We start from the raw sequence: 25,499 nt of genomic DNA, 5'->3' as shown, positions 1-25,499 counted from the left end.
GAACTAAGTGGTGGGGAGCGCGTTGGCGCAAGGTGCGCCGCGCAGATGACAAGCGAGATTGGAAAAGGTGACGGCGGCGATTTCGCGCATGGCTTCGATGGTAAAGAAGCCCTGGTGTCCGGTGACCAGCACGTTGGGGAAGGTCATGAGCCGCTGGAACACGTCGTCGGCGATGATGTCGCTGGAGTGATCCTGGAAGAAGAGGGTGCTTTCCTGTTCATAGACGTCGATGGCCAGCGCGCCGAGCTGGCAGGATTTCAGCGCCTCGATCACGGCGGCGGTGTCGATCAAGCCGCCGCGCGAGGTGTTGACCAGCATGGCGCCGCGCTTCATGCGCGCCAGGCTGGCGGCGTTGATCATGTGACGGGTGGCGTCCATCAGCGGGCAATGCAGGGATACCACGTCCGAGCGCGCCAGCAGATCGTCCAGCGAGGTGCGCTCCGCCACGCCGTCCAGTTGCGGCGTTGGCGCCGGATCGCTGACCAACACCTTGCAGCCCATGCCGTGGAAGATGCGGGCGGCGGCCGCGCCGATCTGCCCGGCGCCGATGATGCCGACGGTCTTGCCGTGCAGCGTCATGCCCAGCAGGCCGTCCAGCGCGAAATTGCCTTCGCGGACGCGCGCGTAGGCGCGGTGCGTGCGGCGGTTGAGCGTCATCACCAGCGCCAGTGCGTGTTCGGCCACCGCTTCCGGCGCGTAGGCCGGCACGCGCGCCATGAACAGGTCTAGCCGCGCGCCGGCGCGCAGGTCGACGTTGTTAAAGCCGGCGCAGCGCAGCAGCACGGCGCGCACGCCCAGCGCGTGCAGCGCTTCCAGCACCGGCGCGTCCAGCAGGTCGTTGACGAACACGCACACCGCCTGGCAGCCCTGCGCCAGCGGCACCGTATCCAGTTCCAGCCGGTCGGAGAAGTACACCGCCTCCACACCTGGCGCGGGCAGCGCGGCGCGCGCCTCGTCGAGGAAGCGGCGGTCGTATGGTTGGGCGCTGTAGACGGCGATTTTCATGGCAGCTCCGGCACCCACAGCAGCAGGTCGGTGACGCCGATATCAACGCCGGCTTGCGTCATCAAGGTGCTGGCCTGGCCGCGATGGTGGGTCTGGTGATTGAAGAAGTGCAGCAGCACCAGGCCGAACTCCTTGCGGTAGGCGTCGCCGCGCATGCTGCGGTATTCGAACGTCTGCGCCAGGTCGGCGGCCGTGATCTGCGGCACCCAGGCGCTGATGATGGCGTCCAGTTTTTCCCGGTGGGCGCGCAGCGTGGCCAGGTCGTCGCCGAAACTGTGCGTGAGGCCGGCGGGCTGCGGCAGGTCACGCGCCGCCAGCAGCGCGGGGAACTGCGCCGGATGCGTGCTGAATCGCTTGAGCCAGATGGTGTCGGCCGCCAGCAGGTGATTCAGCGTGCCGGCCAGTGAGCCGAAGAAGGCCTTGCGGTCGGCCGTGAATTCGCCCGCCGTCAGGCGCGCCGCGGCGTCGTACAGTTGCTGGTTCATCCCGGCGTTGTAGCGGGCCAGCAGGGCGAAGTGGGCGGGCGTCGTCATGCAGGAATCAGGCCAGGATCGGATTGCAGGAAAATCTGCTGGTTCAGTTTTGCCAGCACCTGCGCGCGTTCGGCATCGGACAGGCGGGGCAGGCCGGCGCGTTCCGGCTCCAGCGTGTCCAGCAGGTCGCGTTTCACCGAGCGGCCGGACGGCGTGGTGTGGTCGCTTTGCAGCTTGCCCAGCGTGTATTGCAGCACGCGCATCGACTGGTGCGCCTGGGTTTCCAGCGTGGCCTTGGCCAGCACGCCCTTGTCGTAGCCGATGTCCGTGGTGCTGCTGGCCGAGTCGTCGATGGTGATGTACTTGTAGTTCTGCGATTCCTTCGTCAGGTCGAGCGCCAGCCGCGCGCCTTCCTTGACCGGCGCGTGATAGCGCGCCTTCAGGTGAGCCTGCTGCTGTTGCGAGATGCCGCGATCCAGTTGCGACGTGCCGCTGATGCTGGTCTTCTGCGACAGATCATAGGCGAAGGTGTCTTTTTCCGAGGGCCGCATGGGATTGGATTGCACCTCGGTCTGCGAGAACGAGGCGTTGAAGTCGGCCAGGCCGGTGGTCATGGCGTGGTCCTGGTCGGTCAGCGCGATGCTCATCGGCGAGGCGGCCGGCGGTGTGCCATAGTCGGCGTTCATGCCGGTGAAGGCGTCCTTGAACATGCCGATCATGTCGCGGTTGCCGCGCCCGCGCACGCCGGCCTGCTCCACCTGATCCAGATAGTTCTTCAGCGCCGTGGCCTGCTGCGCCTTGCCGCCCCAGGTGCGCGGCTCGCTCAGGTCCACGCCGATGCTGGCGCTGCCGGCCGGACCGTTGAAGCTCAGGGTGCGCTGGGTGCTGTCGGCGTGGAAGGCCAGCGTTTGCGTGTCCTTGGCGTTGAGCTTGACCTGGCCCTTGAGGTCCACCGAGGCCAGTGCGCCGCTGTCGAACTGCGTCAGGCCAGCCAGGTCGATGTGGGGCGGATCTTCGGTCAGGCCGTCGATCGCCTTCTGGAAGGCGTCCGACAGCTTGCCCAGCGCCTTGCGCTCGGTCTCGGTCAGTTCGCCGTCCGCCTTGGCCTCGACGGCGATGCTGTTGTCGCCGGCGTCCAGCTTCAGCGTGACCTTGACGCCGCTGCGGGTGGTGATGTCGAGCGCAAACTGGTTGTCGCCCATGCCATGCCGCGACACCTGCGATGGCGCCACCAGCATGTCGTAGGTGTTGGCCTGTGCGCCTTCCGGTGCCAGCTGCACGCTTTGCGAGAAGTCGGCGCCGTCGTAGGCGATCTGTTTCAGCAGCTCGCCGCCCAGGCCTTTGAGGCGGCCGGCCAGTGGCTGGTTGGCGATGTTCTGTGCCATCAGCGCGGCCGAGCCGCTGCGGGTGCGGTTCTCCCACAACAGCGCGGTGTTGGCCGACAGCGCCGGCGTGGCCGCGCCGATGGACACCACGGTAGCCGGCGAGGCTGCCACGCCGCCGGCAGGGGAGGCGGATGCACCGCCGGCCGCCGGCATGGCGGGCATGGCCGGCGTGGTGGTGGTCCGATTGAGGGAGGTAATCGTTGTCATAACCTGATTATAGGCCGGTTTGGCAGCGTTGTAGCCTCCGGAAAGAGGGGGCGATCAGGCCGCCTTGTGCAGTCCCGGCGCGGGCCGCTGCTGGTCCGGCGTGTATGGGCTGGCCTGCAGGTCATGCAGGGCGTCGAAGGTGATGAACTGGCGCGGGCGCACCACGTCCGTGCCATACGGCGCCACCGAGACGGTCCACAAGCCGGCATCGGCGGCGGCGCGCAGGGCCGGCACGGCGGTGTCGATGGCGATGGCGTCGCGGGCCTGTACGCCCATGGCGTGCAGCGCGCGGGCATGCGGGCCGGTGCCGGCGGGGCCGTCGAAGCTGGCGCCGCCGGCGACCACGCTGAACAAGCTGGTGACGTCGGCGCCGAAATAGCGCTCCAGCAGCGCCGAGGTGGCGGGCGCCGGCAGGTCGGTCAGGATGCAGATCTTGCAGCCGGCGGCGGTGGCGTCCTCGATCAGCGCCAGCGCGGCGGCTTGCGCCTGCGGTGGGCGCATCAGGATGGCCTGATGGAAGTGGCGGTGCTTGTCTTCAAAGAGTTCGGCCACGCGCTGTTTTTCGCGTGCCAGGGCCGGCGTGGCGACGGCGGCGGCGAGGGCGCGGGCGTAGCCGTGGTTGGCGGCGGCGGCGCGCAGCGCCGGCAGGGTCCAGCGGATCGACAGGCCGGCGTTGGCGAATGCCGCGTTGCAGGCTGCCAGATGCAGGGCCTCGGTATCGAACAGCACGCCGTCCAGGCCCAGGAAGATCACGTCGATGCTCATGTCACTCTCCCTTAATCGATGTCAGTCAAGTGTGGAATATAGGGGTAGAATCCACAAAAGAAAAATTAAAGATTTTGGATAATCAATAAGGATCACTTATGTATCACGCCAGTTTTCGGCAATTGCAGTCGCTGGTGCTGGTCGCCCGCCACGAGAGCGTGTCGCGCGCGGCGGACGCCATGCACCTGACGCAGCCGGCCGTGTCGCTGCAGCTGCGCACGCTGGAGGAGATCGCCGGCATGCCGCTCACGCGCAAGGTGGGCCGCAATATCCAGCTGACGGCGGCCGGCGAGGTGATGGCCGAATTCTCCGAGCGCATCCTCCGCTTGTGGGAGCAGGCCACCGATGAACTGGCGGCGCTGCAGGGCGTCACCTCCGGCACGCTGCGCATCGGCGCGGTGACCACGGCCGAGCACCTGCTGCCGCCGCTGCTGGTGCCGTTCACGCTCAAGCGGCCGGACGTGCGGCTCAAGCTCCAGGTAGGCAACCGCACGGAGATCATCAACATGCTGGCGCGGCACGAGATCGAGCTGGCCATCATGGGCACGCCGCCGCGTGAACTGCGCACCAACGCCGCCCGCTTCGCACGCCATCCGATGGCGTTCGTGGCCAGCCCGTCGCACCCGCTGATGAAGAAGAAAAAGATCACGCTCAACGATGTACTGGCGGCCAACCTGCTGGTGCGCGAGCGTGGCTCGGGCACGCGCACGGCGGTGGAAAAACTGCTGCGCGAGGAGGGGCACGCGGCGGAATTCGGCTCCGAGGTGTCGAGCAACGAGGCCATCAAGCGCATGGTATCGGCCGGCCTGGGCGTGGGATTCTTGTCGGTGCACGCCTGCGGGCTGGAATTTGAAACCGGCCTGCTGGCCATGCTGCCGATGGCGCGCAACCCGGTGGAGGCGGACTGGCAGATCATGCACCTGACCGATCAGCCGATTCCCAAGGTGGCGGCCTCGTTCCAGGACTTCGTCATCGAGAATGGCCAAGAGCTCGTGCACCGGGAGCTGGAGAGCTTCTACAAGCAATTGCGCAAGCGCTCCAACGCGTACCGGTAAAGCTACCTATACAGTGGTGGCAGCTGTTTGCTGAAGTGTATAGGTCTGCACCAGTACACTTGGCCGTACAATGCAAGCACACCTCACGAACGGATTAATCATGTCGCCCGAACTGCTGCTGCCACTGTGCACCTTTGCCGCCATCAGCTCCATCACGCCCGGCCCGAACAACACCATGATGCTGGCTTCCGGCCTGAATTACGGCTTTGTGCGTTCGCTGCCGCACCTGTTCGGCATTACCTGCGGCTTCTCGTTCATGATTTTTGCCACGGGGCTGGGACTGCACGTGGTGTTCGAGCAGGTACCGGTGCTGCAGATCGTGCTCAAATACGGCGGCGCCCTCTACCTGCTTTGGCTGGCGTGGAAGCTGGCGCACGCGGCGCCGATGAGCGCCGAGCAGGCCGCGTTGTCCCGGCCGATGGGATTCTGGGGCGCCGCCGCCTTCCAGTGGATTAACCCGAAGGCCTGGGTGATGTCGCTTACCGCGCTGACCACCTATCTGCCGCAGGGCTTTGGCGTCGGCGATGCCGCGCTGCTGGCGGGCGTGTTTGGCGTGATCGGCACCCTGTGCGTGGGCTGCTGGGCGATGTTCGGCGTCGCCATGCGGCGGGTGCTGCAGGATCCGCGCTCGGTGCGTATCTTCAACATCGTCATGGCGCTGGCGCTGGTGGCCACGCTGTATCCGCTGCTCGCCTGATACCATAGCGCTTTACCGGATTTTTAGGGAATGCCCATGTATCGTCGAATTGCGCTGGCCTTGAGCGCCACCTTGCTGGCTGCCGCCGCCGGCGCCGCCACCCTGCCGTCCAACCTGATGCTGCCGGAACCGGAGCGTGCCGCGCGCGGCTACGTGGAAAGCTGGATCTTCGCCATCGACCTGGAAGGGGAGGAGCTGACCGGCATGAACCCCTGCCGCCAGATCCTCGCCGACCACGGTTTCGCGCCCACCCTGTCCCGGACTGCCAGTTCGGCCATTCCCACGCTGCACTTCAAGATCTCCGGCCAGAAGGAATACGCCCAGGCCAGCAGCGAGGCGGACGACGTGCTGGCCGCCGTGCAGCAGGCCAAGTGCAAGGCGGTGTTGAGCTGGACGGTCACGTCCAAGCCGGCGCGCCGCTGATCAATGCCGGGCGTGCGGCAGCCGCAGTGCGTGCAGGCGGCCGCGTATCGCGTCCAGGTCCGCCGGCCGCATGGCTTGCTGCGCCAGCAGATAGCCGCGCGCGAACTGGATGGTGCCGGCGGCATGCGGCTCCTGTTGCGCCAACTCCTGCAGCAGCCGCACGCCCACCACCACATCGTTGTGCTGTCCCAGTTCTTCCTGCGTGGCGGCCAGCGCCTTCAGATAGGCGCGCGTGCCCTTCGAGCGGTACAGCGCGTGGAAGAACTCCAGCGCGTAGCGGCCTCGCTTGGCGGCGATGCGCGTGCGGTGGGCACTGGCCGCGTCGTCCTCGCTCATGCGGGCGGCGCGCTTGAGGAGCGACTTGTGCAGATGCTGCATGGTCTGGCGCGAGAAGCGCGCGGCCGAGCCATTCAGCAGCGGCGCGGTTTGCAGCATCCATGATCCCAGCGTCAGCATCAGCTTGGTGTAGCGCGGCGACAGCAGGGCTTGCGCCGCCTCGCCGCGTTTGGCTTGCGCGGTTTGTTGCGCCAGCGCGTTCAGTTCCAGCAGGCCGTGGGCGCCGGCCGGTGCGTTGTCCACGCGCGGCAGCGTGGACGACAGCAGCACATCCCAGTCGCGCGCCGCGCCCAGCTCCGTGCCCAGCCAGTTGATGTCCTCCAGCAGCGCGGGCGGGCAGGGGGCCGCCGACTCGAACAGCTTCAAGGCCGAGCGCAGGCGGCGCACACCCACGCGCATCTGGTGCAGCGTTTCGGGATCATGGCCTTCGATCACGGCCACCTCGTTGCGCTGGATATGTTCCAGGCAGTTGCCCAGCACCGCCGGCAGCGCCTCGGCCAGCGTGGCATCCGGCGCCAGGTCCAGCGCCTGCGCGCGGAACGGCGCGTGGCCGGTTTCGCGCACCAGCATGTAGCCGCGCTGCGCCTTGTTGATATTGCTGATGCGCAGCGGCACATCCTCCAGCAGTTGCAGCGCAAACGCGTACAGGCCGGCGGGATCGCCGTCCTTCAGTTCCAGTTCCAGTTCGTTGACCGGCACGCGGTGGCTGCCGCGCTCGATATGGCCGACGTCCAGCGCCACCTCGATACTGTTGCCATCGACCTCCACATGCCACAGATGGCGTTGCACGTCGACCAGAAACAGCGGCTCCAGCCGCTCCTTCAGATGCGGCGCGTCCAGCACGGACAGCCAGTGTTGGTCGTCGCCGATCAGCTTGCGCAGCTGGCCGAGACGCGGCCACGAACGGTCGACGACGCCTTCCCATTCATTACGGCTGTGCAGGCCGCTCTGGACGCTGCCGCCGGCCTTCATGGTCTGCACCCAGTCGCCGTCGACCTTGCGCACGCGCAGGCCGGCGCCGTGGCGCAGCAGATGCAGGTCCGGCGTATCGAAATAGCGCGCCGCCAGGTGCTGCACGCCCACCGGCGCGCCAAGCAGCGGATGTTGCAGGACTAGCGCGTTGTGTTCCGGCGCCAGCAGCAGTTTGAGTTCGACTTCCATTGGATCAGTGTAGGGAAAAGTGCGATCGCGCGGCGCACGGCTTCACGCCTGGCGCGGCAGCGTCTGCAGAAGTTGCGCCCAGGCAGGCGTGGCGGCGCGCCAGAAAGCATCGATCGTTTCCGCCTGTATCTCCAGACCGAGGAAGCGCGCGGCCGGCAGCATGGCCTCGCGCAGCAGGACCAGCGGATCGGCGCCGGTGTCGAACGCTTGCGCGCCGGTTTGCTTGGACATCTTGTCGCCGGCCGCGTTGACCACCACCGGCACGTGCAGATAGCTCGGCTGCGGCAGCCCTAGCACCTGCTGCAAGTACAACTGGCGCGGCGTCGAGTCGAGCAGGTCGGCGCCGCGCACGATGTCGGTGATGCCTTGCGCGCCGTCATCGACCACCACCGCCAGTTGATAGGCCCAGTAGCCGTCGGCGCGGCGGATGATGAAGTCGCCGACGTCGGCGGTCAGGTCCTGGCTGTAGCGGCCGGCCCAGCGGTCGTCGAAGGACAGCACGCAATGCGGCGCCAGCGGCACCTTAACACGCAGCGCGCGGCCGACCTTGCCCGGCGCCAGGCCGTCGCGGCAGATGCCGGGATACACCAGCGCCTGCGTGTGATGGCCGACGTGATTGATCTGCGAATCGGCGATTTCCCTGCGCGAGCAGCCGCAGGGATAGACCAGATCGCCCAGTTGTGCCAGCGCCCGCTCGTACAGCGGATAGCGTTGGGTTTGCCAGGTGACGTCGCCATCCCAATGCATGCCGCAGCGCTGCAGCGACGCGAGGATATGCTCATCGGCGCCGGCCACGTTGCGCGCGCCGTCCACGTCCTCGATGCGCACCAGCCATAGTCCGTGGTGGGCCTTGGCGTCCAGATAACTGGCCATGGCGGCGACCAGCGAGCCGAAATGCAGGGGACCGGTGGGCGAGGGCGCGAAGCGGCCAATGTAGGGAGTGCGTGCAGTCATGCCGCCATTTTAACGCGGCCGCCGCCGTGCTGCGCTGCGCCATGGATGGCGGCCGGCGACGCCGGCAAATCGCATACAATGTGCGCGCGGAAAAACGCACCTCCACTGACTCAGGACATCACAACAATGAAGACCTCCTTTGTAGCATCCGCGCTGGCCATGAGCCTGGCGCTGGCATTCCCCGTCCACGCCGCCGACGCCGGCAAGAGCGCCGTCGTGCAGGAAGCGCCGCTGCGCGCGCATCTGCAGTTCCTCGCCAGCGACCTGCTGGAAGGCCGCGGCACCGGCCAGCGCGGCGGCGACCTGACGGTGGCGTATCTGGAAACGCAGGCCATGGCGCTGGGCCTCAAGCCGGGCAATGGCAACAGCTTCCGCCAGCCGGTGCTGATCGCCGGCGTCAAGACGCAGCCGGCCGAGAGCACGCTGAAGCTGGAAGCCGGCGGCAAGCCGCTGGACATCGCGTTTGGCAAGGACTGGGTGTTCGCGCCGGGCGACGCCACCGCCGCGCACAGCTTCAACGCCGACCTGGTGTTCGTCGGCTACGGCATCACCGCGCCGGACGAGCAGTGGAATGATTACAAGGGCATGGACCTGAAAGGCAAGGTCCTGGTCATGATGGTCAACGACCCGCAGCCGACCGCCGAGCAGCCCAACCGTTTCAATGGCAAGGGCCTGACCTACTACGGCCGCTGGACCTACAAGTTTGAAGAGGCGCAGCGCCAGGGCGCGGCCGGCGTGCTGCTGATCCACACCACGCCGACCGCGTCGTACGGCTGGAGCGTGATCCAGAACAGTTGGTCGGGCGTGGAGCGCTTCCAGCTGGCGGCCGGCACGCTGGGCACGCAACTGCAGGGCTGGATGACGGAAGACACGGCGCGCGCGCTGTTCACCGCCGCCGGACAGGACCTGGACGCGCTGCGCGCCGCCGCCGAGAAGAAGGACTTCAAGCCCGTGCCGTTGTCCGCCAAGCTGAACGGCGAGATGAAGGCGGCCGTGCGCAAGGTCGAGCAATTCAACGTGGCGGCCGTGGTGCCGGGCACCGATCCCAAGCTGAAGGATGAAGTGGTCATCTACAGCGCGCACTGGGACCACCTCGGCAAGCAGGGCGACAGCGGCGATACCATCTTCAACGGCGCGGTCGACAACGCCTCCGGCTCGGCGGCGCTGCTGGCGATGGCGGCCGAGGCCAAGCGCGTGCCGGCCAAGCGCAGCCAGATGTTCCTGTGGGTGGCGGCGGAAGAGCAGGGGCTGCTGGGCAGCGCCGCCTACGCCGCCTCGCCGCTGTGGCCGCTGGCAAAGACGGCCGCCAACCTCAACCTGGACAGTCTGAACTTTGTCGGCGCCACGCGCGACATCGGCACCCAGGGCAGCGAGCGCACCGAGCTGGGCAAGCTGGCCGAGACGGCCGCCAAGTCGATGGGCCTGAAGATTGCGGAAGCCAAGCCGGACCTGGCGGGCGGCTACTTCCGCAGCGACCACTTCAACTTCGCCAAGAACGGCGTGCCGGCATTCTCGATCGAATCGGGCCGCGACTACATCAAGGACCCGGAAGCGGCGAAAGCCAAGGCCCAGGCCTACGGCAAGCGCTACCACCAGGTCAGCGATGAGTATGACCCGAGCTGGGATTTGTCGGGCATGGTGCAAACCGCGCAGTACACGCTCAACCTCGGCCGCCTGATCGCCAATGGCGCCAAGCTGCCGGAATGGAAAGCCGGCGACGCCTTCGCCGTGCCGCGCAACTAAACGCCGGGGGAGCGGCGGAGCGCAGCCGGCGGCCTGAAACGCGGCGAGTCGCCGGAGGCATTAACCCCTTTAACCCGCATCGCCCCCCAAGGGTCAGACCCCGTACGGGGTCTGACCCTACGCCTTGCGGGGTTCAGTGGCAAACACACACAGCGCGATCAGCGGAAACGCGAGTCCTGTCCACAGCACCCCCGTCCACCCATGCGCGGCAAACATCCAGCCGCCCAGCGACGATCCCACCGCGCCGCCCATGAAGAACAGCGCCATGTACAGCCCGTTCAAGCGGCTGCGTATCTCCGGCGGCAACGCAAAGATCGCCCGCTGTCCCGTCACCAGGTTGGCCGACACGCCCATGTCCAGAATAATCGACGTCAGCACCAGCACACCCAGATCCACCAGCCGGCTGCTGCGGATCACCAGCGGCATCGCAAACGCCAGCACGCCCAGGCTCAAGGCCACAAACGTGGTCGAGCGGCTCTTGCCCTGATCCGCGCGGTGGCCGGCGATCGGCGACGCGATCGCCCCCGCCACGCCCACCAGCGCAAAGATCGCCACCCCGGTCTGGCTGATCTGGAAATACGGCCCGGTCAACTCCAGCGACACGCAGGTCCAGAACAGGCTGAATGCGCCAAACATGCAGGCCTGGTACGCCGCCCGGCGGCGCAGCACCGGCGTGGTCTTCAGCAGGTGCCACATCGATCCCAGCAGCGCAAAGTAGTGCATGCCGCCATGCGGCTGACGCTGCGGCAGCCTGGCGCGCAGCAGGAAGGCCAGCGCCGCCGTGGTCACCGCCGACAGCACGAAGATCGCATGCCAGCCCAGCGCATCGGCCACCAGGCTGGCGACCGGCCGCGCCAGCATGATGCCCATCAGCAGGCCGCTCATGACCTTGCCGACGGTCTTGCCGCGCGTTTCGGGCTTGGACAGGTGCGCCGCGAACGGCACCACAATCTGCGCCGCCACCGAGCCGAGGCCGATGCACAGCGCGGCAAACAGGAACAGGTGGCCACTGCTGGTCATCGACGCCGCCAGCAGCGCCACCGAGGTCGTCAGCAGGGCGATGACGATCAGCCGGCGGTTTTCCAGCAGGTCGCCCAGCGGCACGATGAACAGCAGGCCGAGGCAGTAGCCGATCTGCGTCAGCGTGACGATCAGGCCGGCCGCGCCGGGATCGAGGCCGGTGGCGCGGCTGATCGGGCCGATCAGCGTCTGGGCGTAGTACAGGTTGGCGACGATCAGGCCGGTCGCAATCGCGAACAGCCAGACCATGCCGGGAGAAAGGTCTTGATGGGCGTGGGACTGGCTCACGTCAGGCTCCGGAAATTTGAGAGGCGGTCATTCTAACGGCCTCGGCAATTTCCTGCTGAGCGTGGGCTGGTTTTACAGGCCGGCTTGTTGGCGTGCCAACGTCTGCCGCACGTCGGCGGTGATTTCGTACGAGCGCAAGCGCTGCGCGTGCTCGTAGATCTGCGACGTGATCATCAGTTCGTCGGCGCCGGTGCGGGCGATGAAATCCTGCAACTGGCGGCTGACCGTGGCCGGCGAGCCGATCGCCGTGCACGATAGCACCGAGTCCAGCATCGCGCGCTCGGGCAGGCCCAGCGTGTCGAGGTAGCCGGCTTTGGGCGGCGGCAGTTGCGACGGCCGGCCGGTGCGCAGGTTGACGAAAGCCTGCTGCATCGAGGTCGCGCGGAAGTGCGCTTCTTCATCGGTGTCGGCGGCGAACACGTTAAAGCCCAGCATGACGTAAGGCTTGGCCAGTTGCGCCGATGGCTGGAAGTTGGCACGGTACAGCGCCATCGCCTGCTGCATCATCTGCGGCGCGAAGTGCGAGGCGAAGGCGAACGGCAGGCCGAGGTGCGCGGCCAGTTGCGCACCGAAGGTGCTGGAGCCGAGTATCCACATCGGCACCTTGGCGCCTTTGCCGGGCACGGCCAGCACGCGCTGGCGCGGGTTGTCGGACATGTAGTCCTGCAGTTCCAGCACGTCCTGCGGGAAGGCGTCGGCGTCGCTGTCCAGGTTGCGGCGCAGGGCCCGCGCGGTGGTCTGGTCGGAGCCGGGCGCGCGACCCAGGCCGAGGTCGATGCGGCCGGGGAACAGCGCTTCCAGCGTGCCGAACTGCTCGGCGATGACCAGCGGCGCGTGGTTGGGCAGCATGATGCCGCCGGCGCCGACGCGGATGGTCTTGGTGCCGCCGGCCACGTGGGCCATCACGACGGCCGTGGCCGCGCTGGCGATGCCGGGCATGCCGTGGTGCTCGGCCAGCCAGTAGCGGTTGTAGCCCCAGCGTTCGCCGTGCTGCGCCAGGTCCAGCGTGTGGCGGAACGAGGCGCTGGCATTGCTGCCTTCGGCGATCGGGGACAGGTCGAGTATCGAAAATGGAATCATGGGTGTAATCTCTTGGCTAATGACAATCCCATTGAAAGTGTGTGGGTATAATTCTTTCGAAATGGATAGACAAGCATACACAGATTGGGCCAAGCGTGCAGGCCACGCCTTGATAGCGTTCAGCGTGATGGTGGCGTCCGCCGCCGCGCCCTTGCCGCCGCTGGTGGTGGCGGTCGATAACGGCACCGAGATGCCGATGGCCAGTTTCCGGGACAACCAGCTGACCGAAGGTTTTCACAAGGACATCGGCGATGCGCTGGCCGCCAGGCTGGGGCGCGAGGCGCGCTTCCTGCTGCTGCCGCGCAAGCGTATCGCCATGGCGCTGGAATCTGGCCAGGCCGATCTGATCTGCCTGTATCTGCCGCCGTGGCTGCCGGGCGCGTCGCGCTGGTCGCGCGGCTTTTTCCCGGTCGCCGAGGTGCTGGTCACCGATACCACCGTGCCGCAGCCGCGCAGCTTGCGGGACGTGGCCGGCCAGCCAATTGCCACGGTCTTGGGATATTACTATCCCGAATTCGACCACGCGTTAGGAAAACAGTTTATTCGAGATGATGGCCATTCGTCATCGGCTAATTTGCGTAAATTGGCGGCCGGGCGTTTGCATCATGCGATTACCCAGCAAAATACCCTTAATTATTATCTCAAGGTTGGCGAGAAACTATCGGTTTATCCGCCGCTGGTGGTGAAAAAATATAAATCCCAATGCGCCGTCTCTCCCAAAGGGCAGGTGGGCGTGGAAGATGTGAATAAAGCCATTGATGCGATGGTGAGGGATGGAAGTGTGAGCAAAATAATCAGTAATTATCAAAATCGCCTTAAATAATGTTTTATTTTGCCGACGGTCTTTAAAAAAAGTTTCTTGAAGCGCTCGCTGCTGACTTAACATTGGAATACATAAGGCGCTCGCCCTTATTCTCTTTTATTCCAATGTAAATATTATGAAATCCGGTATCGTATTCGCGTTCCTGCTGGCGTGCTGCCAGCTCGTGTTTGCCGCTGGCTCGCTGGAAACTTCGGCGCAACATCGCGGACAGCTCTACCGGGTGACGCATGACGGCAAGACCAGTTATCTGTACGGTACCATCCACGTCGGCCGCGACGGTTTCTATCCGCTGGATGAGGTGGCGTCGCGCGCGCTGCTGGATTCCAAGGCGCTGGTGATCGAGCTGGACATCCGCGAGGACAAGGCATTCCAGGTCGCGCTGGCGCGCCACGCCCGCTATCCGGATGGCGATACGATCCAGAATCATCTGACGCCCGCCGCCTTGCAGAAGACCGTGCAGGCGCTGACGCGTGCCGGCATCCCGCTGTCGTCGGTGCAGCACTACAAGCCGTGGCTGATCGCCAATCTGCTGGTGGGCGCGGAAATGGAGAAGCACGGCTATCAGCGCAGCCAGGCGGTGGAGTTCGCTTTGCTGGCGGCCGCGCAGAAGCAGGACAAGACGGTGCGCGAGCTGGAGAGCGCAGATTACCAGCTGGGCTTGTTCGACTCGCTGGACGCGCAGCAGCAGGAGCAGTATCTGCTCGAAAACCTGGCCGACCTGGCCGATGGCGATTCGCTGAAAAAATCCCAGGCGCTGATCGAGGCCTGGAGCGCGGCCGACCGCACGGGCATCCAGGCCGCGTGGCACAACGCCACCAGCGGCAACAGCATCTCCGCCGGCTTCATGAACCGCGTGTTGCTGGGCAAGCGCAATCCGGAGATGGCGGCCAGCATCGAGCGCATCATGCAGCAGGACCAGGTGGCGTTTGTGGGCGTGGGCCTGCTGCACCTGGTGGGCGATGACGGCTTGCCGCAACTGCTGCGGCGGCGCGGCTACCAGGTCGAGCAGCTGTATTAATACGGCCGGACGCTGCCGTTGCTGTAGCGGACGCGATCGCCGATTTTATAGCTGGGCAGGGATTCTTCGACGATCATCTGGCTGCTGCCGTCGTCCATCCGCAGCGTGATGCGGTAGACCTTGTCGGTCGGCGAGCCGCCCATGCTGCCGCCGGCCGCCGCCGCGCCAGCCGCGCCCATGGCGCCGACGCCGATATCTTGCCGCTGCAGCTGATCGATGGCTTGTACCACGGCGTAGCCCGCCGGCGATTGCTGCGTGCCGGTGCCGGTCATCATCGAGCCGGCGCCGCCGGCGCTACCTGCGCTGGTGCCCGTGCTGCTGCCGCCCGATCCGGTGCTGGCGCTGCCCGGCACGTAGCCGCTGCCGCCGGGCGCGCTGCCGTCGCCGGTCCTGTTCGCGCACGCGGTCGCCGCCAGCATGCACAGCGCCATCATCCAAACTGTTGTGTTCTTCATCTTCGCCTCCGTAAATACCGTCAGAGAGGCGCGCGGCCGCATCGTTCCCTTGCCATCGGTCCCGATTGATGTACATCAATTGAAACATGCTACCCGCAGACAATAATTGTCCGGTATCACACTAAAGGACATCGATATGTTGACACGCGTGACAGACACTATTATCGAAGAGCTCATTGATGCCACCTGCAGCGATACCCGCAGCCGGCATTTCTTCCTGCACGCACTGCACGGCCTGGTACGCGTGGCCAGGGCCGAGCAGCTGCGGGAGATGCGGCGGGATGTGGACCGGGCGACCGGCGACGTCAGCCAGCCGCAAGACTGCGATAGCGATTCCAGAGAGCCCACATGAAGCCGGCCGTCACCATCGCCGCCGTGCAGTCGACCATCCAGTCCGATACTGCGCCGTGGCGGTACGGGAAAAAGCTCTGCACGAATTCGTCGAGCGCGCCCATGGCGGCGATGGTCAGCACCGCCTTGCCGGCGCGCTGTGACGGCGTGCCGCTGCCGCCGGTAAAGATCAGGAAGGTCAGGCCGGCGTAGGCCAGCGAATGGAGGATGACGCCGGACGCCACTTCGCCGATGTCCTGCCGGGCGCCCGGTATCGAGCCGATGATCAGTATCAGCAGATACAGCGCAATGGCGGTCCAGTAGCGGAGGCGGGCGTAAGAAGGGGTGAGGAAGATTTGCTTGAGCATGAGCAGGACAATACCATGCACTGCAAAAAATGGGGAGTGGTGCACCGGAGCCCCGGTGCACCTTTTCTTCAGTCATGCCTATCGGTTGCATGTACTTAAGATGTGACCAGTATAGGCAGCGTTTGTGACGCCATCATGACACCAAACAAAAAAAAAGCCCGCTGTCTGGAGCGGGCTTAAAACTATTTTCTTGGAGGAGAATAGTGGAGACAGGTGCCATTATGCTGCGTCGCCAGATATGTGTCTAATTGTTCTTTCAGATACCAGTCATCAGGCAAGGGCATAACTCTGCCTTTGGGATTGACAGCGGCCACGCGGCGCACTAAATTATTTAACACGTTAACTAATTTGGGGCGAGGCAAATGGAACAGTTCGACATCCCCGTGGCGGAAGCGGGCGTGGTGGCCGCCACCTTGTGGCAGGCGCCGCAGCCGCGCGCCGTGGTGCTGCTGCATCCGGCCACCGCCGTCACGCAGCGCTACTACCTGGCCTTTGCCACCTACCTGCACGGCCTCGGCCTGCACGTGCTGACCTATGACTATCGCGGCACCGGGCGTTCGCGCCGTGGTCCGCTGCGCGATTGCGCCGTCTCGATGGCGGACTGGATGGAGGAAGACGTCGGCGCCGTCACCCGCTGGGCGGCCGAACGCTTTCCGTCGCTGCCGCTGCTGGCGGTGGGGCACAGCGTCGGCGGCCATGCGATCGCGCTGTCGTCGGCCACGCCGCGCCTGCGGGCGGCGGTCATGGTGGCGGCGCATGCCGGCGTCACCCGCACCATCCGGGGCGGGCTGGAACGGCTGCGCGTGTGGTGCGTGATGCGGCTGCTGGCGCCGCTGCTGTGCCGCCTGCTGGGCTACATGCCGGGGCGCCGGCTGGGGCTGGGCGAAGACCTGCCGGGACCGGTCATGCTGCAATGGAGCCGCTGGACCACCTTGCCGCGCTATTTCTACGACGATCCGGCCATGGACGCGGCGCGGCGGGTGGCGCGCGTCCGGCTGCCGCTGCTGGTGCTGGGCTTTGACGATGACCCGTGGGCCAACCGGCAGGCGATGGACCTGCTGCTGCGGCCGCTGATCCATGCCGACATCGAACGCCGCCACCTGGCGCCGGCCGACGCCGGACTGCCGGCCATCGGCCACATGGGCTTTTTCCGCCAGCGCAGCGCCGCCGCGCTGTGGCCGCAGGTGGGCAACTGGCTGCTGGCGGCGGCATGAGCGCGCCACGGTTTGGATTTCTGCTGAACCGCGCCCAGCGCGCCTTGCAGCGCTGGGTGGAGACGCGGCCGCATGCCTGGGAAGGCATCAGTTCGGCGCAGGTGGGCTTGCTGTTCTTCCTGGAGTCGCGGCGCGACGCCAAGATTGGCGAGATTGCCGAGGCCTTGCGGGTGGCGCCGGCGGCGGTGACCAACCTGTCCAAGCGCATGCAGGCGGCCGGCCTGATCGAGCGCGCCAACGACGACAGCGACGGCCGCGCCACCCGCCTGCGCCTGACGGCCGACGGCGAGCGCGCCAGCCGCCAGTCGCGCCGCCTGCTGGACGAGATGAACAACCATCTCAAGGCCGGCTTCACCGAGGCCGAGCTGGCCGTGGTGGCGCGCTGGCTGGAGCAGGCGGCCACGCTGGCCGGGGATTAGGCCTTGACCGGCACCGTGTAGTTCAGTGCCAGGCGGCCGCCGTCCACGTACAGGGTCTGGCCGGTGACGTAGCTGGCGTCGTCACTGGCGAGGAAGGCGGCGATGGACGCCACTTCCTCCGGCTCGCCGCAGCGGCCCATCGGCGTGCGCGACAAGATGGTGTGGCGCGATTCCGGGCTGGCCATCACGGCCTTCTTGGCCAGCTCGGTCAGGATGGTGCCGGGACCGATGCCGTTGACGCGGATGCCGTGTTCGACCAGGTTGAGCGACATCACCTTGGTCAGCTGGTTGATCGCGCCCTTGGATACCACGTACGGCACCTGGTTCGGAATCGCCAGCTCGGCGTTGACGCTGGACATATTGATGATCGAACCGCTCTGCTGCTTGACCATGACCCGCGCCACCGCCTGGCCGCACAGGAACATCGACTTCAGGTTGATGCGCATGACGCGGTCGAAATCCTCCTCGCACACGTCGAGGAAGCTGGCGGCGTGGGTGACGCCGGCGTTGTTGATCAGGATGTCGATGCGGCCGAAGGCGGCCAGGGTGGCGGCCACCATCGCGTCCACGTCCGCCTTCTGGGAGACATCGGCGGCGAAGAAGCGCGCCTGTTCGCCCAGCGCGGCGGCGGCCTCGGCGCCTTCCGGCTTGATGTCCACCAGCATGACCTTGGCGCCTTCGGCGATCATGCGCTGGGCGCAGGCCAGGCCGATGCCCTGGGTGGCGCCGGTGACGATCGCGACTTTATCGGTGAGTTTCATGGATTTCAGCTTTCTGTGGTGGGGATGGCAAATTTTAACAGCCACCCACGGGCGGGTTACAATAGAGGGTTTGCATTTTTCGTGAGGGGGCGTCGTGACTTTTATCAACAAACTTTCTGCCGCGTGGGCGGCCAACGACTCCCTGCTGTGCGTGGGCCTGGACCCGGACATGGCCAAGCTGCCGGCGCAGTTCCAGAACGACCCGCAAGGCATCTACCACTTCTGCCGCGAGATCATCGACGCGACCGCCGACCTGGCGTGCTCGTTCAAGCCGCAGATCGCCTATTTCGCCGCGCTGAGCGCGGAAGACCAGTTGCAGCAGATCTGCGACTACGTGCGCGAGCATTATCCGCACATCCCGCTGATCCTGGACGCCAAGCGCGGCGACATCGGCGCCACCGCCCGCCAGTACGCGCGCGAAGCCTACGACCGCTATGGCGCCGACGCGGTGACCGTCAACCCGTACATGGGCTTTGACTCGGTCGAACCGTACATGGAATGGCGCGAGCGCGGCGTCATCATCCTGTGCCGCACCTCCAACGCCGGCGGCTCCGACCTGCAGTTCCTGGACGTGGGCGGCAAGCCGCTGTACCAGCACGTGGCGCAACTGGTGTCGCAGAAGTGGAACGCCAACGGCCAGTGCGCGCTGGTGGTGGGCGCCACCTTCCCGGAAGAGCTGGCGCAGGTGCGCGCGATTGTCGGCGACATGCCGCTGCTGGTGCCCGGCATCGGCGCGCAGGGCGGCGACATCGCCGCCACGGTCAAGTCGGGCCGCACGACCAGCGGCGCCGGCATGATGATCAACTCCTCGCGCGCGATCCTGTACGCGACCCCAACCCCGGGGGAAGACTTCGCCATGGCCGCGCGGCGCGTGGCGGAAGAAACCCGCGGCGCCATCAACCAATATCGCTGACAGCCACCCCGCAGCCCGCATACCGGGGTCTGACCCCGGCGGGGTCAGACCCCATGCAGTGAGGGGTTACTGCGCCGGCGCCACCAACTCGGCATACTCGTACAGTTCACCGAGAATCTGCTCCGCGCGCTCGTCGGCATGCTGCTGCAGCTCGTCGATCTGCGCGAAGAAATCGTCGATGGTGCGGGCGCCGGCGGCGCCTTCGTAGAAGCGCGCGGCGCGGTGCTGCTCCCAGTGTTCCATCTCGGTGTCCGACAGCGTTTCCGGGAAGTTGCGGGCGCGGTAGCGGAACAGCAGCTCGGCCAGCCGGCCGTCGCCAAACGCCGGCGACGCCACCGCCAGCCGCGCCGGCGATTCGCGGCGCAGCGTGTCCAGCAGGCGGCGGTCGTCCTTGCTGATGAAGCCGTTGTACAGGTCTTCGTCCACGTCCAGCGGCTCGCCGGCGGGGCGGTGGAACACTTCCTGCCACACCGCGCTCAGGTCGCGGCCGGCCGCCGCGATGGCGGCGTGGGCCTTGCCCTGTTCCAGGTCGATGCCCCACTTGGCGGCCATGGCCGGCGACAGCGTCTTCAGGTTGGACACCAGCATCGGCGATTTGTTCAGGTGGATGCTCTTGACCGGCAGCCGCGTCATGCCTTCCGGCAGCGCGTCGGCGCGCGTGAAGATGCGAGTGCGGATGGTGTCGGCGTCCAGCGTGAACAGCTCGCTCGGATCGTAGGTGCAGTCCCAGACGATGACTTCGTTCTTGTTGGTCGGATGCGTGCCCAGCGGGTAGACCAGCGCGATGCAGCCGCGCTCGGCCGGGAACATGCCGGACACGTGCAGGAAAGGCTGGCGCAGGTTGAGCGCCAGGTGCATGCCGATCTCGTCGGCCACGCGCTCCTTCTTGTGCAGCGCGAAGCAGAAGTCGAACAGCTTGGGTTGGTGCTGGCGGATCAGGCGCGCCAGCGCGATGGTGGCGCGCACGTCGGACAGCGCGTCGTGCGCGGCCTCGTGCAGCAGGCCGTTGGCCTTGGCCAGGTCTTCCAGCCTGAAGCTGGGCTTGCCGTCGTCCTTGACCGGCCACTGGATGCCCTCGGGGCGCAGCGCGTAGGTCATGCGCACCACGTCCAGCAGGTCCCAGCGGCCGCAGCCGTTTTGCCATTCGCGCGCGTACGGATCGATGAGATTGCGCCAGAACATGAAGCGCGTCACCTCGTCGTCGAAGCGGATGGTGTTGTAGCCGACGCCGATGGTGCCCGGCTGCGAGAAGGCTTGCTCGATGGTAGCCGCGAACTGGTGCTCCGGCACGCCCCATTCCAGGCACTGCTGCGGCGTGATGCCGGTGATCAGGCAGGATTGTGGATCAGGCAAGAAGTCGTTGGCGGGCTTGCAGTACAACATGATCGGATCGCCGATCTCGTTGAGTTCGGCATCGGTGCGGATCGCGGCGAATTGCGCCGGGCGATCGCGGCGGGGAACGGCGCCAAAGGTTTCGTAGTCGTGCCAGAGGAAGGTCTGATTAGTCATAGGGTGCTACAGAAATTTAAAAAACTGCCGATAATTGCAGCGTGTTCAATGAGGAGCAACATCATGGCTACTCCCGTATCGGTTACTTCAAGCAATACCAATGCCGCTACCCAGGTTCAGTCCAAGGACGACAAGCCGGTGTCGGCGTCGGCCAAGGCCAAGGCGGAGCTGAATGCCTCCATCGTACAGGCTTCGCTGTCGGTATCGATCAATTCTTCGAACGAACCGCTGTCGGTGGTGCTGAAAACCGCGCTGACCGGCATTAACGAGGCGCTCAAGAACGATGGTTACGGCGATGACGCGATCCAGAACGCCATGTCGCAGGATAATACCCCGGAAGGCACCGCCGGCCGCATTGTATCCTTGTCCACCGGATTTTTCGAAGCGTACAAGCAGCAGCATCCGGGCGAGGACGAGGGCGAGTTGCTCAACAAGTTCATGGATACCATCAAATCCGGCATGGAACGCGGCTTCAAGGAGGCGCGCGAGGTGCTGCAGGGGCTGAACGTGCTGAACGGCGACATTGCGTCCAATATCGACAAGACGTACGAGCTGGTGCAGAAGGGCTATGCCGATTTCATCGCGGCGCACCAGCCGAAGGCGGACGGCGCGGCGGAGGGCAGCGCGAGCGCCAGCAGCAGCGCCAGCGCCACGATCGGCACCAACAAGACGGCCCAAGCCGCCTGACGCAGCGCCCGCACGCAGGGCGCCGGCAAACACCCGCGCTCGCACCTGCGTGACCGCGCCGCCGTCACCGGCCGTCGCACCGGCGAAGGCCGGTGCCCATGCTGAGGCAGCGCACCGGCGGCCGGCATCACGGTCAGGCCGCGACCTGGTCGCGGCCCAGTTCCTTGGCGCGGTACAGCGCGGCGTCGGCCGCCGCGATCAGATCATGCTCATTCTGCTGCGGCCGCAGCACCGCAACCCCCAGCGACGCCGTGATATGCGGCAACGGCTGGCGCATGTCGGCAAACACCTTTGCCTGCCGCATGCGCTCGCACAAGCGCTCGGCCACCGCCACCGCCACCTTGTCGCTGGTATCCGGCAACAACACCATCATTTCCTCGCCACCGTAGCGCACCGCAAAATCGGTCGGCCGCAGCGCCCCGCTCAACACCTGCGCCGCCGCGCGCAAGGCCTCGTCGCCGGCCAGGTGGCCATGGGTGTCATTGAATTTCTTGAAGTGATCCAGATCGATCATGATCAGCGCCAGCGGCGCGTTGGAGCCGTGCGCGGTGGCCACCATGGTCGGCAACAAATCGTTGAGCCAGGCGCGGTTGTACAAGCCGGTCAGACCATCGATCATCGACAGCTGGCGGTAGAACTCGCCCAATTTCTGCCGCCGCCGCAGTTGCGCGTTGGCGGCGCGGATGCGGAACGACAGCAGCCGCAACAGATTGCGCGCCAGCACGTTCGACTCATCAATGAGCTGCCATACCAGGTCGGCCTCGATCACCAGCACCTCGCTTTCCTCCAGCGCCGTGATGCTCGACAGATTGGCCTCCTCATCCAGCACCGACTGCTCGCCCACGCTTTCGCCCGGCAGGATCTTGCTGACCGTGCCGTCGGCCATGCCGGTGCGGGTATCGCTGGCCACCGACAGCGCGCCGCGCAGCAGGATGTACAGGCGCGCGCGGTTGGACTCGGTGATCGCCTCGCCGGCGTCCAGCAGCATGATCGGGCAGTGGGCCAGCAGTCTGGCGACGGCGGCATCGTCATCCGAGTTGCGCAGCATCTGCAGATCGCTGACCTGGTAACCGGATGTGCCGAATGTGCTGAATTCTTTCAAAGGTGTCTCGCAGGATGCCAAAAGGCAATCAATAGTTCTGGAATTATCATATCCGAAAACGCTGGCGGCGTGGTTCAATAACGGCATCGCAACCGACTGGATACAACATGAGCTTTATCGACGCGCTGGGCACCGCCCACCAACCCGATCCGCACGCGCGCATCGTCTCGCTGGTGCCCTCGATCACCGAGCTGCTGTGCGATCTCGGCCTGGCGGCGCAGGTGGTCGGGCGCACCGGGTTCTGCATCCATCCGTGGGAGGTGGTGCAGGACATCCCCAAGGTCGGCGGCACCAAGGACGTCAACCTGGACAAGATCCGCGCGCTGGCGCCGACGCACGTCGTGCTCAATATCGACGAAAACGAAAAGCCGACCGCCGACGCGCTGGCCGAGTTCGTGCCTAACCTGGTGGTCACGCATCCGCTGCGGCCATACGACAACGTGGCGCTGGCGCGGCTGATGGGCGGCGTGTTCTGCCGCCAGCGCCAGGCGGAAGAGTGGTGCGCGGCGTTCGAGCAAGAGTACGCGTTGCTGAAAGCCGCGCCCAAGGGGCCGCCGCAAACCATGCTGTACTGCGTCTGGCAGGACCCGTGGATGACGATCTCGAGCGACACCTACATCGCGCGCATGCTGGCCGAAATCGGCTGGAGCGTGCCGGACTTGGGCGAGGAGCGCTATCCGGCATTCCGCTGGTCGCGCCAGTTGATTGACAGCGTGGATGGCGTGCTGCTGTCGAGCGAGCCGTACCGGTTCACCGAAGCGCATGCGGATGTGCTGGAGCGGCAGATCGGCAAGCCGGTGCTGCTGGTGGATGGGGAGATGATGTCGTGGTATGGCAGCCGTGCGCTGCAAGGCTTGCGCTACCTGCGGGAGCTGGCGCAACGCTGATGGCGCGCCAGCCCCGCGGCGGGGATTACTCGTCAGCGTTGGCGACGGCGGCCGACACGGCCGCCACGCCTTCGGCATGGCGCTTGTTGTCGTGCAGCTTGCCGACGGCGCTATCGATAGCGCGTTTCAGCTTGTCGGTGGCGCCGCTGATGGCCTGGTGCAGCGTGGCCGCGTGGTCGCTGACGGCAATCGGCTGCAGGCCGGTGAGACGGGCTTCCATCAGGCAGCGGGTTTCGCCATCGGCCGATTTCTGGCCCAGGTTGTCGCTCAGATGGACTTCAACGCGCGTGATCTGCTCGCCGAAGCGGTGGAGGGCATTGCTCACAACGGTTTGGACATGGTCGTCCAGGCCAGCGTGATGAGTGATGGTTTTATCGGTATTCACTTGGATTTGCATAGCTTGCTCCTGTTGTTTGACTGCGAGACCATCTTACTCCTTCCAGGCTTAAGTGGGCGTTAATTGCTTAACGTCCACTTGATCTGACCATGCTTTCTAGCCGTTGAGCAAGGAGGCGGCGATGTTGATCGACAAACCGAGGATGGCCAGGTTGTAGAAGAAGCACAGCACCGACTGGCCCAGCACCACCTGGCGCAGCTCGCGCGTGCGCACCGCCACGTCCGAGGTCTGCACCGCCACGCTGATGGTGAACGAGAAGTACAGGAAGTCCCAGTAATTCGGCACCAGGTCGCCGTCCGGGAAGCCGAGCGCCTTGTCGTCGCTGTCGTTGGTGTAGTACAGGTGCGCGTAGTGCGAACAGAACATGATGCCGACCATGAACCACGAGCCGACCAGTGTCAGCACCGCCAGCGCGTAGCGCAGCGTCAGCGTTTCGTCCGGCAGGTTCTTGGTGGTGGCCAGTTGCGAGACGATGGCCGCCAGGCTGGCCAGCACCGCCAGCGACAGCACCGACAGGATCACCGGCCCTTTTTCATCCTGGCGCGCGGCGGCGCGCTTGATGTCGTGGTGGTCGGCCTTGGCCATCATCCAGCCCATGGTGGCGATGTAGGTCCATACCAGCACATCCCACGACGCCATCAGGCGCGTCAGCCATGGCCAGTTGTCCGGGAAAAACGGCGCGGCGATGATGCCGGCCACAATCGCCATGCTCAGGTGCGGACGGCTGTGGATGATGGCGGGCCAACGGATACGCAAGCTCATTTTTTCTCCTCGTGCGGGAAACGGTCCATGCGCGACAGCACCGGGAACAGCACGGTCCACGCGCCCACCACGGCCAGCGTGGCGGCGCCGCCGAACAGCACCGCGCGCGTCAGGCCCATCCAGCCGGCGGTGAGGCCGGATTCAAATTCGCCCAGTTCGTTGGACGCGCCGATGAACACCGAGTTGACGGCGCTGACGCGGCCGCGGATTTCGTCCGGCGTTTCGTACTGCACCAGCAGGTGGCGCACGTAGACGCTGATCATGTCGCCGGCACCCATCAGGAACAGCGACACCAGCGCGATGGCGAAGGTGGTGGTGGCGCCCAGCACGAGGGTGCCGAGGCCGAACACCGCCACGCCGCCCAGCATCCAGGCGCCGACCCGGCGCGTGATCGGGAAGAAGGCCAGCACGATCGAGCACAGCGCCGCGCCGATGCCCGGCGCGCTGCGCAAGGCGCCCAGGCCGCCCGGCCCGACGTGCAGCACGTCGTGCGCCAGCGCCGGCAGCAGCGCGGTGGCGCCGCCGAACAGCACGGCGAACAGGTCGAGCGAAATCGCCCCCAGCACCACTTTCTTGTTCCACACGAAGCGCAGGCCCTCCAGCACCGTGTGCCACGAGGCCGGGCCGCTGGCGCTGGCCTGCTTGACCGACTTCACCATGCACATCATGACCACCGCCAGCAACAGCAGCGTCGACGAAATCATATAGACCGTTTTCGGCCCGGCCAGGTAGAACAGGCCGCCCAGCGTCGGCCCCATGATGACGGCGACGTGGAAGCTGGACGAACTCAGCGCCACCGCCTTGCTGAAGCTCTCCTGCGGCACCAGGTTGACCAGGATCGCCTGCGTGGCCGGCCCCATGAAGGCGCGCGCGCTGCCATACACCGCCAGCACCGCGAACACCGGCCACACAGCGCGCAGGCCGGTGTAGGTGAAGCCCAGCAGCATCAGCCCGCACAGCAGCTGGGCGCCCAGCGTCAGCGCGATCAGGTTGCGGCGGTCATAGCGGTCGGCGGCATGGCCGGCGATGAGGATCAGCAGCAGGAAGGGCAGGAATTGCGACAGGCCGATCAGGCCCAGGTCGAACACATTGTGCGTCAGCGAATAGACTTGCCAGCCGATGGCGACGTTTTGCATCTGCACGGCCAGCGTGGCCAGCGTGCGGGCGGACAGGTAGAGGGTGAAATTGCGGTGGCGCAGGACGCTGAAACCGTTGCGGGAACTGTCTGACATTGGGGCTTTCGGGATGCGGAGCCCCGGGAC

27 protein-coding genes are annotated in these 25,499 nt (G+C 65.9%); 11 read left to right on the top strand and 16 right to left on the bottom strand.

The window, feature by feature from the left end; genetic code table 11:
• Positions 1–3: 3 nt before the first annotated feature.
• From FHW58_RS18130 to FHW58_RS18115, 4 genes are read right to left on the bottom strand one after another with little or no spacing between them, the layout of a single operon-like run.
• On the bottom strand, positions 4–1,005 hold the full coding sequence (locus FHW58_RS18130) for a 2-hydroxyacid dehydrogenase (RefSeq protein ID WP_179674548.1): 1,002 nt from the start codon (positions 1,003–1,005) through the stop codon (positions 4–6).
• Positions 1,002–1,538, bottom strand: coding sequence for a DinB family protein (locus FHW58_RS18125; protein WP_179674547.1), 537 nt, complete (start codon positions 1,536–1,538; stop codon positions 1,002–1,004). The genes FHW58_RS18130 and FHW58_RS18125 overlap by 4 nt, the downstream gene beginning before the upstream one ends.
• The gene (locus FHW58_RS18120; RefSeq protein WP_229265391.1) at positions 1,535–3,070 is read right to left on the bottom strand and encodes a hypothetical protein; all 1,536 of its coding nucleotides are present in this window, start codon (positions 3,068–3,070) and stop codon (positions 1,535–1,537) included. Before FHW58_RS18120 ends, FHW58_RS18125 begins: the two co-directional genes overlap by 4 nt.
• 54 nt (positions 3,071–3,124) lie before the next feature.
• On the bottom strand, positions 3,125–3,835 hold the full coding sequence (locus FHW58_RS18115) for an HAD family hydrolase (RefSeq protein ID WP_179674546.1): 711 nt from the start codon (positions 3,833–3,835) through the stop codon (positions 3,125–3,127).
• Positions 3,836–3,933: 98 nt separating this feature from the next.
• On the opposite strand from FHW58_RS18115, the gene FHW58_RS18110 reads away from it, so the two are divergent.
• The 3 genes from FHW58_RS18110 to FHW58_RS18100 all read left to right on the top strand — a co-directional run bounded on the left by FHW58_RS18110 (position 3,934) and on the right by FHW58_RS18100 (position 6,010).
• The gene (locus FHW58_RS18110) at positions 3,934–4,890 is read left to right on the top strand and encodes a LysR substrate-binding domain-containing protein (RefSeq protein WP_179674545.1); all 957 of its coding nucleotides are present in this window, start codon (positions 3,934–3,936) and stop codon (positions 4,888–4,890) included.
• Between the two features lie 100 nt (positions 4,891–4,990).
• Positions 4,991–5,587, top strand: a complete 597-nt coding sequence (locus tag FHW58_RS18105) for a LysE family translocator (RefSeq protein ID WP_179674544.1) — start codon at positions 4,991–4,993, stop codon at positions 5,585–5,587.
• A gap of 36 nt (positions 5,588–5,623) precedes the next feature.
• Positions 5,624–6,010: a hypothetical protein gene (locus FHW58_RS18100; protein ID WP_179674543.1), complete on the top strand. Its 387-nt coding sequence runs from the start codon at positions 5,624–5,626 to the stop codon at positions 6,008–6,010.
• Here the strand turns inward: FHW58_RS18100 and FHW58_RS18095 are convergent, their stop codons facing one another.
• Entirely contained in the window at positions 6,011–7,507 is a 1,497-nt protein-coding gene (locus FHW58_RS18095; RefSeq protein ID WP_179674542.1) for a CYTH and CHAD domain-containing protein, read from the bottom strand. It lies immediately after the preceding gene.
• A gap of 42 nt (positions 7,508–7,549) precedes the next feature.
• The gene (gene gluQRS / locus FHW58_RS18090; RefSeq protein WP_179674541.1) at positions 7,550–8,461 is read right to left on the bottom strand and encodes a tRNA glutamyl-Q(34) synthetase GluQRS; all 912 of its coding nucleotides are present in this window, start codon (positions 8,459–8,461) and stop codon (positions 7,550–7,552) included.
• A gap of 126 nt (positions 8,462–8,587) precedes the next feature.
• Here gluQRS and FHW58_RS18085 point away from each other — a divergent pair, with 126 nt between their 5' ends.
• The gene (locus tag FHW58_RS18085) at positions 8,588–10,204 is read left to right on the top strand and encodes a M28 family peptidase (RefSeq protein WP_179674540.1); all 1,617 of its coding nucleotides are present in this window, start codon (positions 8,588–8,590) and stop codon (positions 10,202–10,204) included.
• Positions 10,205–10,321: 117 nt separating this feature from the next.
• Here the strand turns inward: FHW58_RS18085 and FHW58_RS18080 are convergent, their stop codons facing one another.
• Positions 10,322–11,473: an MFS transporter gene (locus tag FHW58_RS18080; RefSeq protein WP_179674644.1), complete on the bottom strand. Its 1,152-nt coding sequence runs from the start codon at positions 11,471–11,473 to the stop codon at positions 10,322–10,324.
• A gap of 111 nt (positions 11,474–11,584) precedes the next feature.
• On the bottom strand, positions 11,585–12,592 hold the full coding sequence (locus tag FHW58_RS18075; protein ID WP_179674539.1) for an LLM class flavin-dependent oxidoreductase: 1,008 nt from the start codon (positions 12,590–12,592) through the stop codon (positions 11,585–11,587).
• A gap of 109 nt (positions 12,593–12,701) precedes the next feature.
• Between FHW58_RS18075 and FHW58_RS18070 the strand changes: the two genes are divergently transcribed.
• Entirely contained in the window at positions 12,702–13,415 is a 714-nt protein-coding gene (locus FHW58_RS18070; protein WP_179674538.1) for an ABC transporter substrate-binding protein, read from the top strand.
• Between the two features lie 115 nt (positions 13,416–13,530).
• Entirely contained in the window at positions 13,531–14,433 is a 903-nt protein-coding gene (locus FHW58_RS18065) for a TraB/GumN family protein (protein WP_179674537.1), read from the top strand.
• Here FHW58_RS18065 and FHW58_RS18060 read toward each other — a convergent pair.
• Positions 14,430–14,888 (bottom strand): hypothetical protein, encoded by a 459-nt coding sequence (locus tag FHW58_RS18060; RefSeq protein ID WP_179674536.1) that lies wholly within the window; start codon positions 14,886–14,888, stop codon positions 14,430–14,432. The genes FHW58_RS18065 and FHW58_RS18060 overlap by 4 nt on opposite strands.
• 305 nt (positions 14,889–15,193) lie before the next feature.
• On the bottom strand, positions 15,194–15,586 hold the full coding sequence (locus FHW58_RS18055; RefSeq protein ID WP_179674535.1) for a VanZ family protein: 393 nt from the start codon (positions 15,584–15,586) through the stop codon (positions 15,194–15,196).
• A gap of 362 nt (positions 15,587–15,948) precedes the next feature.
• Here FHW58_RS18055 and FHW58_RS18050 point away from each other — a divergent pair, with 362 nt between their 5' ends.
• Complete coding sequence (locus tag FHW58_RS18050) at positions 15,949–16,800, top strand: serine aminopeptidase domain-containing protein (protein ID WP_179674534.1); 852 nt, start codon at positions 15,949–15,951, stop codon at positions 16,798–16,800.
• Positions 16,797–17,219 carry a MarR family winged helix-turn-helix transcriptional regulator gene (locus FHW58_RS18045; RefSeq protein WP_179674533.1) on the top strand — a complete coding sequence of 141 codons (423 nt, stop codon included), beginning with the start codon at positions 16,797–16,799 and terminating at the stop codon, positions 17,217–17,219. Before FHW58_RS18050 ends, FHW58_RS18045 begins: the two co-directional genes overlap by 4 nt.
• On the opposite strand, the gene FHW58_RS18040 is transcribed toward FHW58_RS18045, so the two are convergent.
• Entirely contained in the window at positions 17,216–17,980 is a 765-nt protein-coding gene (locus tag FHW58_RS18040; RefSeq protein ID WP_179674532.1) for an SDR family NAD(P)-dependent oxidoreductase, read from the bottom strand. The genes FHW58_RS18045 and FHW58_RS18040 overlap by 4 nt on opposite strands.
• A 94-nt stretch (positions 17,981–18,074) precedes the next feature.
• Here FHW58_RS18040 and pyrF point away from each other — a divergent pair, with 94 nt between their 5' ends.
• Positions 18,075–18,893, top strand: coding sequence for an orotidine-5'-phosphate decarboxylase (gene pyrF, locus FHW58_RS18035; RefSeq protein ID WP_179674531.1), 819 nt, complete (start codon positions 18,075–18,077; stop codon positions 18,891–18,893).
• 66 nt (positions 18,894–18,959) lie between these two features.
• Here the strand turns inward: pyrF and sbcB are convergent, their stop codons facing one another.
• Entirely contained in the window at positions 18,960–20,402 is a 1,443-nt protein-coding gene (sbcB, locus tag FHW58_RS18030) for an exodeoxyribonuclease I (protein ID WP_179674530.1), read from the bottom strand.
• 63 nt (positions 20,403–20,465) lie between these two features.
• On the opposite strand from sbcB, the gene FHW58_RS18025 reads away from it, so the two are divergent.
• Positions 20,466–21,089, top strand: coding sequence for a DUF5610 domain-containing protein (locus FHW58_RS18025; RefSeq protein WP_179674529.1), 624 nt, complete (start codon positions 20,466–20,468; stop codon positions 21,087–21,089).
• A 133-nt stretch (positions 21,090–21,222) separates the two neighbouring features.
• On the opposite strand, the gene FHW58_RS18020 is transcribed toward FHW58_RS18025, so the two are convergent.
• Positions 21,223–22,191, bottom strand: coding sequence for a GGDEF domain-containing protein (locus FHW58_RS18020; protein ID WP_179674528.1), 969 nt, complete (start codon positions 22,189–22,191; stop codon positions 21,223–21,225).
• A gap of 107 nt (positions 22,192–22,298) precedes the next feature.
• Between FHW58_RS18020 and FHW58_RS18015 the strand changes: the two genes are divergently transcribed.
• On the top strand, positions 22,299–23,078 hold the full coding sequence (locus tag FHW58_RS18015) for a helical backbone metal receptor (RefSeq protein WP_179674527.1): 780 nt from the start codon (positions 22,299–22,301) through the stop codon (positions 23,076–23,078).
• Between the two features lie 25 nt (positions 23,079–23,103).
• On the opposite strand, the gene FHW58_RS18010 is transcribed toward FHW58_RS18015, so the two are convergent.
• From FHW58_RS18010 to FHW58_RS18000, 3 genes are all read right to left on the bottom strand, one after another.
• Positions 23,104–23,475, bottom strand: a complete 372-nt coding sequence (locus FHW58_RS18010) for an HPF/RaiA family ribosome-associated protein (RefSeq protein WP_179674526.1) — start codon at positions 23,473–23,475, stop codon at positions 23,104–23,106.
• Between the two features lie 96 nt (positions 23,476–23,571).
• Positions 23,572–24,237, bottom strand: a complete 666-nt coding sequence (locus FHW58_RS18005; protein WP_179674525.1) for a DUF1345 domain-containing protein — start codon at positions 24,235–24,237, stop codon at positions 23,572–23,574.
• Positions 24,234–25,469 (bottom strand): MFS transporter, encoded by a 1,236-nt coding sequence (locus FHW58_RS18000; protein ID WP_179674524.1) that lies wholly within the window; start codon positions 25,467–25,469, stop codon positions 24,234–24,236. The genes FHW58_RS18005 and FHW58_RS18000 overlap by 4 nt, the downstream gene beginning before the upstream one ends.
• Positions 25,470–25,499 lie beyond the last annotated feature (30 nt).

The sequence above is a fragment of the Duganella sp. 1224 genome, from assembly GCF_013408245.1.
Classification (GTDB): domain Bacteria; phylum Pseudomonadota; class Gammaproteobacteria; order Burkholderiales; family Burkholderiaceae_D; genus Rugamonas.
This window is presented reverse-complemented; position numbering and strand designations above follow the sequence as displayed.